The organism is Enterovirga sp. (assembly GCF_035325185.1).
In the GTDB taxonomy this organism is placed as follows: Bacteria; Pseudomonadota; Alphaproteobacteria; order Rhizobiales; family Beijerinckiaceae; genus Enterovirga.
The window spans coordinates 1-9,385 of the sequence record NZ_DAOLAJ010000053.1 but is presented as its reverse complement, the minus strand read 5'-3'; the positions used below and the strand labels follow the sequence as shown (position 1 = coordinate 9,385).

Here is a 9,385-nt window from a genome sequence, read left to right as displayed (position 1 = left end):
GCGCAGCGTGACGCGGATCGGCCCCTTGCCGCCGGGATAGGCGTATTTGAGCGCGTTGAGGACCAGCTCGGTGACGATGACCCCGACCGCGACCGCCTTGTCGGGATCCACGTCGCAGGGCTCGGCGGCGAGGGTCAGCTCGTCGCCTCCGCCGTCGCCCTCGGCCGAGCTGCGCAGATCCTCCACCAGCGTCGCGAGATACTGGTCGAGCGCGACCGCCTGGACGTCGTCGGAGGTGTAGAGCCGCCGGTGCACCTGTGCGACCGCCATCACGCGGCGGGTGGCGGCGGCGAGCGCCGATTTCACGTCCTCGCTGCCGGCGCCCGACGCCTGCAGGTGCAGCAGCGCGGCGATGATCTGGAGGGAGTTGCCGACGCGGTGATTGACCTCGCGCATGAGAAGGGCGCGCTCGGCCGCGAGCGCTTCGAAGCGGTCGCGCGCGGCCCGCACCTCCTCCTCTGCCGCCTCCTTGGCCCGGCGCAGCCTGACGCCCCGGACGGCCTGGGTGAGCGCCGCCTCGAGCAGGTGGATGAACTCCCCGCCCGGCGACTTGACGACGTAGTCGGCGGCGCCCGCCTTCAGGGCTGCGACCGCGACCGCGCTTTCCTGCGTCCCGGTGACGTAGACGACGGGCGGTGGGTCGGGAAGCGCGTTGATTTCGGCCAGCACCGCGAGCCCGTCGCGGCCGGGCATGTAGTGGTCGAGCGCCACCGCGTCGTAGGGCTCCGCCCGCAGGCGGTCGAGCCCGGCCGCCCCGTCGGTCGCCGTATCCACGGCGAAGCCGCGCCTCTCCAGGTTCTTCTGGACGAGGCGGCCGAGCGCCGGATCGTCGTCGATATAGAGGAGGCGCAGCGGCGCGTCGGTCATGCGGGTTCAGGCACCTGGATCACGGAGAAGAAGAGCCCGAGCTGACGGATCGCGTTCGAGAATCCCTCATAATTGACCGGCTTGGTGATGTACACGTTGCAGCCGAGATCGTAGCAGCGCTGGATCTCGCGCTGGTCGTCGGTGGTGGTGAGCACGACGACGGGCGTGCGCCGCAGATGCTCGTTCTCCTTGACGATCCTGAGGATGTCGGCGCCGGTCGTGTCCGGCAGGTTGAGATCGAGCAGGATCAGCATCGGCCGGCCGGCATTGGCGCTTCCCGTCCGGTCGGGGCCGAGCAGGAAATCCAGCGCGCTCGTGCCGTCGCGGAAGGGCAGGATCTCGTTCGAGACGCCCGCCCGCTGGAGGTTCTTCGTGATGAGGCGGGCATGCCCCTCGTCGTCCTCGATCATCACGATGGTGACGGACATCGTCATGTTGCCTTCCTGCCGTCCTGCTCCGCCCAGCGCCGGGGCAGCGTCACGGTGAAAACGGAGCCGCGGCCGGGCTCCGAGGCCAGGGTGATCGTGCCGCCGAGGCGGCGCACCAGGGCGCGCACATGGGCGAGCCCGATGCCTTCCCCCGGACGATCCTGAACGCCCGAGCGCCGGAAAAGATCGAAGACGCGCTCAAGATCCTTCTCCTCGATGCCGCGGCCGTTGTCGCGGATCTCGTAGACGAGGCTCGCCCCGCGCGCCCTCCCGATGATCTCGATCCGGCCCGGGACGTCCTCGCGAAGGTACTTGAGGGCGTTGTCGACGAGGTTGGAGAAGATCTGCTCCAGGGCGAGGCGGTCGCTCACGATGGAGGGCAGCGGCTTGGCAGCCACGCTCGCGCCGGCGGTCTCGGCCTGCGTGGCGAGCGAGGCCAGGATGGTCCGGATGAGAGCATCCATGTCGATCCGCTCGGGATGGAATTCGCGCCGCCCCGCCCGCGACAGGCTCAGGATCGCGTTGATCAGCCGATCCATCTTCGAGATCGAGGTCTTGATGAAGCCGATCGCCTCGTCGAAATCGGCGGCCAGCGCATCGTCCCCGGCGCTTCCGGCCTCGCCGACCGCCCGCCGCAGCTCCGCGAGGCGGGCGAAGAGATCCCCCCGCAACGCCTCCAGCTCCGCCGTGAAGCCCATGATGTTGACGAGGGGCGAGCGCAGGTCATGGCTCACGATATAGGCGAAGCGCTGCAACTCGCCATTGGCCTCGCGCAGGTCGTCCTCCCTCTCGCGCAGATGGGTCGAGGCGCTCACGAGGACGCGCCCGACCTGGTTCGCCTCGGCGAGCCTGGAGGTGAGCGGCTCGATCTTCTCGCCCCGGCCGAGGGCGGCCGCCGTCCGGGCGAGGGCGGCGATCGGGCGGGTGATCCGCCGGCCGACGAAGAGCGCGAGCCAGATCGAGAGCGCCGCGCTCGCCGCGACGGTCAGGCCGAGCACCGCCAGGGAGCGCAGGACGGGCGCCTCGAGATCGGCATTGTCGATGCCGACGAGGCCGCCATAGCCGGACAGGCGCGAGCGCTGGAAGGCGACGAAGATCGGAACTCCCTCCCGCGTCGCGCCCTGCCAGGTCCCCCGCTCGGCCGCCAGGGCCTCGGCGAGGCCGGGCAGCGTCTTGTGGCCGACGAATTCCTCGGGCGCGCGCGTGCGGGCCATGATCACGTGCCGGCGGTCGACGATGCTCGCCGTGTAGCCCTTCGGAATGCCGAGGTCGCGCAGGAGATTGTCGAGGCGCGAGAGCGGGACGGAGAAGGCCAGCACGTATTTGAGCCGCCGCTGGGCCCGGATCCCGCGCACGACCAGGAACTGGCGCGTCTCCGAGATCTGCCCCACCAGGAGGTCGGTCACGAAGGGACGGCCGCGGGCGAGCGTCGCGTGGTCGAAGGCGAGATCGCTCCTCGGGAGAGGCCGCCCCCAGGGGATGCGGACATTGGCGAGCTGCTGTCCCTCCAGGTCGTAGAGCACGGTCGCGACGCCCTGGTTCTCGAGGAGCCGCGTCATCTGCCCGTGGAAGCCCTCGAGGTTCTCCTGCATCAGGTTGGCGGAGGTGGTGAGGACATCGAGGGCCGCGAAGAGGCCCGTGAGGTCGCGGTCGATCGCGACGGCGATGGACTGGGCGATCTCGCCCGCCTCGCGCTCGAGCCGCGCACGCTCGGTGGCGGCGACGCGGTAGAGCACGAATCCGAGCACGGCCAGGATCGGCACGAGGAGCGCCACGGTGAACAGCGCCAGATGCCGGCGCACGGACCAGCCCGCCCGGAGAGCCGCCTCGTGCGGCTCCTCGTGCGGGGATGCGGTTTGCGGAGAGGTCGTGGTCACGCCGGATCTGCCGCGCGGGCTTTGGCCGAGGCCGCGCGGCTTGGCAAGGGGTGCTCCCTCTCCGGCTCTTAACGCGCCCGCAAGGGCTTCGCGTGTAGGCGGGGACAGGTCCCGTGCGGGCCGGGGCGTCGCGAGCAGGGACGGGGGCATGGCGGCGGGGGCAATCCTCGCATCGGGGATCGGCCGCCTGCGCGGCCTCGGCGTCGGGCCGGCGCGCTCGGCCCTGACGGTCTTCGCCATCCGCGTGGCCTCGGCCGCCGTCGCCTATGGCGTCCAGGTCCTGGCGGCGCGCCTCCTGAGCCACGACCAATACGGAATCTTCGCCACCATCTGGGTCTGGACCGCGATCGCCGGCCATTCCCTCACCTTCGGCCTGTCCCAGGGCGCCTCCCGCTTCCTGCCGGCGCATCAGGCCCATGGCGATCTCGCCCTCGCCCGCGGCTATCTCCTCGGCGGCCTCCTCGTCACCGTCGGGGCGGCCCTGACCCTGGCCGTTCTCGCGGCGGCCGCGCTCCGGCTGTGGCCCGACCTCCTGGCCGGCCCCTATCGCGGGCCGGTCCTGGTCGCGGCGTGCCTGCTGCCTCTCTTCGCCTGCCAGGAATATTTCGAGGGGGTGGCGCGCAGCCAGGACTGGGGCGGCCTCGCCATCGCGCCGCCCTATCTGCTGCGCCAGGGCGTGATGATGGCCGCCATGCTGGGCGCCGTCCTGCTCGGCGCGCCGCCGGAAGCCGGCACGGCGCTCCTGTGCATGCTGCTCGCGACGGCCGCCGCGGGGGCGATCCAGGGTGCCCTGCTGCTGGCGCGGCTGCGGCGCGTGATCCCGCCCGGCCCGCGCCGCTATCACTGGCGCCGCTGGCTCGGGGCGAGCCTTCCCATCGCCGCCATCGACCTCGCCCATGCCGGCTTCACCTTCATCGACGTCGTGATCCTCGGATTCCTGATGCCGCCTTCCGCGGTCGGCCTGTATTTCGCCGCCACCCGCATCCACCAGTTCGTGGCCTTCGTCCATTTCGCGGCGACGGCGGCGAGCGCGCCACGCTACAGCGCGGCCCATGCGGTCGGGGACCGGGCCGGCCTCAAGCGCCTCGTGCGGCGCATGGGACAGGCGACGGCTGCCGCCACGGCCGCGATCGGGCTCGGCGTCGTGGCGGCGAGCCCGCTCCTGCTCGCCATGTTCGGGCCCGGCTTCCAGGAGGGCGTGCCGCTCCTCGCGGTCCTGGTGGCGGGCTCGATCCTGGCGAGCCTGTTCGGGCCGGGCGAGGACCTGCTCACGATGCTCGCCGGCGAGCGCCTTTGCGCCTTCGTCACCGTCGCCGTGCTGGCGGTCGCGGGACTGCTCTGCCTCGCCCTCGTGCCGAAGCTCGGCCTCCTCGGGGCGGCGCTCGCCATGGCCGCCGGAACCGTCCTGCGGGCCGGCCTCCTCGCCGCCGCCGCGAAGGCGATCCTGGGGCTCGCGACGCCCGTCTGGTCGCGCCACCGGGACCTCACGCCATGATCGGCGCCCTTCGCGCATCCGGCGAGTTCGCCGTCCGCCTCGCGGCCTGCCGCGACATCCCCGAGGCCGCCTGGGACGATCTCCAGCGGCGGGCCGGCCCGGCCCATCCCCATTTCAGCCGCCACGTCATGGCGGCGCATGGCCGGGCGGGGCTGCTTCCCGACGACCTGCGGATCCTCATGATTTCCCGCGGCGGCCAGCTGGAGGCGCTGCTGCCGTTCCTCCTGCGGCGCGACGTGAGCGCCCTCGGCGGCCTCGTCGCGCGCCCCTTCCTGACGCCCTACATCACCGCCACCGAGCCGCTCGTGGCGGCGGGGGAGGGCCGCGACGCCGTCCTCGACCGGCTCGCGGAAGGGCTCGCCGCCGCCTCGGACGGGGGGGTCTGGCGCTGGGCGCTCCTCGCCGCCGGAAGCGGCGCCGGGGCCGGGCTCCTCGGAGCCCTGCGCCGCGCGGGGTGGGAGCACGACGCCGTCTCGCGGTTCGAGCGCCCGGTCCTCGACCGGTCCTCGAACTGGGAGGCGTTCCTGGCGGGGCATCCGCACCGCTCGCGCTTCAAGGACCTGCGCCGCCGCGCGCGGCGGCTCGGCGAAACGGGCCGGCTGACGGTCGAGAGCGCGACAGATGCCGCAGGTCTCGGCCGCCTCCTGGAGGCATTCCTCGTCCTGGAAAAGGCCGGCTGGAAGGGGAGGGCGGGCACCGCGCTCGCCTGCCGCCCGCAGACCGAGAGTCTCGGCCGCGCCCTGTTCGGCGCCGCCGACGGGCCCGTGGCCGGCCGCGCCGATGCCCTGCTCCTCGACGGCGCGCCGATCGCGATCAGCCTCGCCCTCGCCTGCTCCGGCACGGCGAGCCTGCTCAAGACGGCCTATGACGAGCGCCTACGCAACTGCGCTCCGGGCCTGCTGCTGGAGGCCGAGATCATCCGCCTCTGCCACGAGACGGGCTTCGTCGACCGGCTCGATTCGGCGACCCTTCCCGGCTCGCCGCTGGAGAGCCTCTATCCCGGGCGCGAGACCATTGCCGAGGTCATCGCCCTTCCGCCCGGCTCCCGCGGCCTCCCGCTCGAGCGCCGCCTGCGGCTCGCCCGGTTCGAGCAGCGCGGCCGGGAGGCCGCGCGGCATCTCCGGCCGGCGTTCCGGCGGCCGGGCGGGGCGGAAGCGGCGACCAAGGCTGATGCGCCTCGCGGCGGATAGCGGCCCCGACGGTCTTCTCCGCCCGCGAAGCAGGCATCTGGCTATTTCATGAGCATTCCGGCCGGCGCGGCCGGCACTGCCTTCGGATGAGGCAGCCTTCGGGGTGGTCTGGCATATCCCTTGCGGATGCCGGGTGGGCTGCGCGTCGGCCAGCCATGAGATCCGGAGAGGCAGCATGATGTTCAACAGACGAGCGGCGCTCGGCGCATTGGCGGGCGCGACGTTCCTGGCGACGGGCACGGCTTTCGCCCAGGCTCAGGACACCATCAAGGTCGGCATCCTTCATTCGCTCTCGGGCACCATGGCCATCAGCGAGACGACGCTGAAGGATACGATGCTCTTCCTCATCGACGAGCAGAACAGGAAGGGCGGCCTCCTCGGCAAGAAGCTCGAGGCGGTGGTGGTCGATCCGGCCTCGAACTGGCCGCTCTTCGCCGAGAAGGCGCGCGAGTTGATCGCGCAGCACAAGGTCGCGGCGGTCTTCGGCTGCTGGACCTCGGTCTCGCGCAAGTCGGTGCTGCCGGTCTTCAAGGAGCTGAACAACATCCTCTTCTACCCCGTGCAATACGAGGGCGAGGAGAGCGAGCGGAACGTCTTCTATACCGGCGCCGCCCCGAACCAGCAGGCGATTCCCGCGGTCGACTATCTCATGAAGGAGGAGGGGGTGCAGCGCTGGGTGCTGGCCGGCACCGACTACGTCTATCCGCGCACGACCAACAAGATCCTCGAAGCCTATTTGAAGTCCAAGGGCGTCGCACCTGCGGACATCATGGTCAACTACACGCCGTTCGGCCATTCCGACTGGCAGACCATCGTCTCGGACATCAAGAAATTCGGCTCGGCCGGCAAGAAGACGGCGGTGGTCTCGACCATCAACGGCGATGCCAACGTCCCCTTCTACAAGGAGCTCGGCAACCAGGGCGTCAAGGCGACCGACATCCCGGTCGTGGCCTTCTCGGTCGGCGAAGAGGAACTGGCCGGCATCGACACCAAGCCCCTCGTCGGCCACCTCGCCGCCTGGAACTATTTCGAATCGATCGATACGCCCGCCAACAAGGACTTCATCGCCAAGTGGCAGGCCTTCAAGAAGAACCCGAAGGCCGTCACCAACGATCCGATGGAGGCCCATGTCATCGGCTTCAACATGTGGGTGAAGGCGGTGGAGAAGGCCGGCACGACCGATCCCGACAAGGTCATCGACACGCTGCCCGGCATCGAGACCCCGAACCTGACCGGCGGCGTCTCCCGGATGCTGGTCAACCACCACATCACGAAGCCCGTCTTCATCGGCGAGATCAAGGAAAACGGCCAGTTCGACGTGGTCTGGAAGACCGATGGCCTCGTGCCCGGCGATGCGTGGTCGAAGGAGCTGGAGGGTTCGCGCGACCTCGAGGCCGACTGGGTCGGCAAGAAGTGCGGCAACTTCAACACCAAGACCGGCAAGTGCGGCGGCGCCTGAGCGCCTGACCCCCTCCTTGTCATCCCCGGCCGGCGCGAAGCGGAGGGGAAGGGGACCCAGAGGGCTCGCAGGCGGCCCTCGATTCCCTTCCCGGCCCTTCGGGCCGGCGGGAATGACACGGGACGGCCCCTCCGTCTCGTCGGAACGGCCCGGCCGGGACCCGCAGGAAACATGATGACCATACGCCGAATCCTTCTTGCGCTGCTCATGCTCCTCGGCCTCTCGGCCGCCGCCCGTGCGGACGCCTATACGGATGCCCTCGCGCGTTTCGCGGCCGACAGCTACGCGGAGACCGAGGCGGCGATCGAGGGCGTCGCGCAGAGCGGCAACCCGCTCGCCGCCGAAATCGTCGCCGCCCTGCGGGACGGACGGCTGCTGGTCCGCGCCGCCGACAAGACGGTCTTCATCCGCGGGGCCGACGGGGCGCTGCGCGACGCGGCGACCGGGGCGCCCGCCTCGGCGGCGGCCTCCGATCTCAAGGCGGTCCGGCTCAACAATCGCCTGCGCCGCGTCGTCGAGGCCGCGCTCGGCCCGCTCACCCTGCGCGCGCCCGATCCCGCGCGCCGCGCCGAGGCGGCTTCGGCCGTGTTCCGCTCGCGCGACGCCGCGGCGCTGCCCGCGCTCGACGCGGCGATCGCCGCCGAGGCCGATCCCGCCGTCAAGCGGCAGATGCAGGAGGCCCGCGCCGCGATCCTCGCGACGATGCCCGGCGCGACGCCCGCGCAGCGCGCGGAGGCCATCACGGTGCTGCGCGCCCGCGGCGACCAGGAGGCGCTCGCGGTGCTGCGCAACCTGTCGCCGGACGCCCCGCCCGCGATCCGCGCCATGGCGGGCGATGCCATCGCCTCGATCGAGAACCGGATCGCGCTGCTCCAGAACGTGCAGAACGTCATCTACGGAATCAGCCTCGGCTCGGTTCTCCTGCTCTCGGCCATCGGCCTCGCTGTCACCTTCGGCGTGATGGGCGTGATCAACATGGCCCATGGCGAGATGGTCATGCTCGGCGCCTACACGACCTTCGTGGTGCAGGAGCTGATCCGCACCCATGCGCCCTGGCTCTTCGGCTCCTCGCTCTTCATCGCGCTGCCGCTCGCCTTCCTCGTCTCGGGGGCGGTCGGGGTGCTGATCGAGCGCTCGGTCATCCGCTTCCTCTACGGGCGGCCGCTCGAAACGCTGCTCGCCACCTGGGGCATCTCGCTGATCCTCCAGCAGGCCGTGCGCTCGGTCTTCGGCGCCAACAACCGGGAGGTCGGCAATCCCTCCTGGATGTCGGGCTCCTTCGATCTCCTCGGCCTGACGCTGACCTGGAACCGCATCGTCATCGTCGCCTTCGCGCTCGGCGTCTTCGCGGCCCTGCTGCTGGCGCTGAAGCGCACCTCGCTCGGGGTCCAGATCCGGGCGGTGACGCAGAACCGGCGCATGGCGGGCGCCATGGGCATCCGCACCGACCGCATCGACGCGCTGACCTTCGGGCTCGGCTCCGGCATCGCCGGGATCGCGGGCGTCGCCCTCTCGCAGATCGACAACGTCTCGCCCAATCTCGGCCAGGGCTACATCATCGACAGCTTCCTGGTCGTGGTCTTCGGCGGGGTCGGCAATCTCTGGGGCACGCTGGTCGGGGCGATGTCGATCGGCGTCGCGAACAAGCTGCTGGAGCCCTTCGCCGGCGCGGTGCTCGGCAAGATCCTGCTGCTCGTCGCCATCATCCTGTTCATCCAGAAGCGCCCGCGCGGCCTGTTCGCGCTCAAGGGCCGGTTCGTCGAGGCGTGATGTCGGCTTCCCCCATGCGCAGGCCCTGCTTCTCCCCTTGCGGGAGAAGTCGAGTCGCCCTTCAGGGCGACCGGATGAGGGGTGCTCCCGGCCCGCATCGTGCCCCACCCCTCACCCGGTCGGCGCTCCGCGCCGACTCGACCTCTCCCGCAAGGGGAGAGGCGGAGGAGGTGTCGCCATGACCTCCGACCGCATCTTCAACCGCACGACGATCGTCTTCCTCGCGATCGGCCTCGCCGCCGCCGTGCTGGTGCCGCTGTCGAATCTCGCGCTGCCCGCCGGCTCGCCGCTGCGCGTGC

At 71.1% G+C, this 9,385-nt stretch carries 7 protein-coding genes; 4 read left to right on the top strand and 3 right to left on the bottom strand.

The features are described from left to right. The 3 genes from PKD06_RS11775 to PKD06_RS11765 form a co-directional block, all read right to left on the bottom strand. A partial coding sequence (locus PKD06_RS11775; RefSeq protein ID WP_324380375.1) for a histidine kinase dimerization/phosphoacceptor domain -containing protein occupies nucleotides 1-867 on the bottom strand: 867 nt, incomplete at its 3' end. Next, nucleotides 864-1,301, bottom strand: coding sequence for a response regulator (locus PKD06_RS11770; RefSeq protein ID WP_324380374.1), 438 nt, complete (start codon nucleotides 1,299-1,301; stop codon nucleotides 864-866). The genes PKD06_RS11770 and PKD06_RS11775, both read right to left, overlap by 4 nt. Next, a complete protein-coding gene (locus PKD06_RS11765; protein ID WP_324380373.1) occupies nucleotides 1,298-3,172 on the bottom strand; it encodes a sensor histidine kinase in 1,875 nt (624 codons plus the stop codon). Before PKD06_RS11765 ends, PKD06_RS11770 begins: the two co-directional genes overlap by 4 nt. A 148-nt stretch (nucleotides 3,173-3,320) precedes the next feature. Here PKD06_RS11765 and PKD06_RS11760 point away from each other — a divergent pair, with 148 nt between their 5' ends. From PKD06_RS11760 to urtB, 4 genes are all read left to right on the top strand, one after another. Further along, entirely contained in the window at nucleotides 3,321-4,667 is a 1,347-nt protein-coding gene (locus PKD06_RS11760) for a lipopolysaccharide biosynthesis protein (RefSeq protein ID WP_324380372.1), read from the top strand. After that, nucleotides 4,664-5,857 carry a GNAT family N-acetyltransferase gene (locus PKD06_RS11755; RefSeq protein ID WP_324380371.1) on the top strand — a complete coding sequence of 398 codons (1,194 nt, stop codon included), beginning with the start codon at nucleotides 4,664-4,666 and terminating at the stop codon, nucleotides 5,855-5,857. Before PKD06_RS11760 ends, PKD06_RS11755 begins: the two co-directional genes overlap by 4 nt. A 175-nt stretch (nucleotides 5,858-6,032) precedes the next feature. Continuing rightward, nucleotides 6,033-7,316: an urea ABC transporter substrate-binding protein gene (urtA, locus tag PKD06_RS11750; protein WP_324380370.1), complete on the top strand. Its 1,284-nt coding sequence runs from the start codon at nucleotides 6,033-6,035 to the stop codon at nucleotides 7,314-7,316. A 171-nt stretch (nucleotides 7,317-7,487) separates the two neighbouring features. Continuing rightward, a complete protein-coding gene (gene urtB / locus PKD06_RS11745) occupies nucleotides 7,488-9,086 on the top strand; it encodes an urea ABC transporter permease subunit UrtB (protein ID WP_324380369.1) in 1,599 nt (532 codons plus the stop codon). The last annotated feature ends 299 nt before the right edge of the window (nucleotides 9,087-9,385 follow it).

What these genes read in the sequence shown, in the direction of transcription:
- PKD06_RS11770 (WP_324380374.1), bottom strand. Translation starts at nt 1,301, where the DNA reads ATGACGATGTCCGTCACCATCGTGATGATCGAGGACGACGAGGGGCAT.
- PKD06_RS11760 (WP_324380372.1), top strand. Translation starts at nt 3,321, where the DNA reads ATGGCGGCGGGGGCAATCCTCGCATCGGGGATCGGCCGCCTGCGCGGC.
- PKD06_RS11755 (WP_324380371.1), top strand. Translation starts at nt 4,664, where the DNA reads ATGATCGGCGCCCTTCGCGCATCCGGCGAGTTCGCCGTCCGCCTCGCG.
- urtA (WP_324380370.1), top strand. Translation starts at nt 6,033, where the DNA reads ATGATGTTCAACAGACGAGCGGCGCTCGGCGCATTGGCGGGCGCGACG.
- urtB (WP_324380369.1), top strand. Translation starts at nt 7,488, where the DNA reads ATGATGACCATACGCCGAATCCTTCTTGCGCTGCTCATGCTCCTCGGC.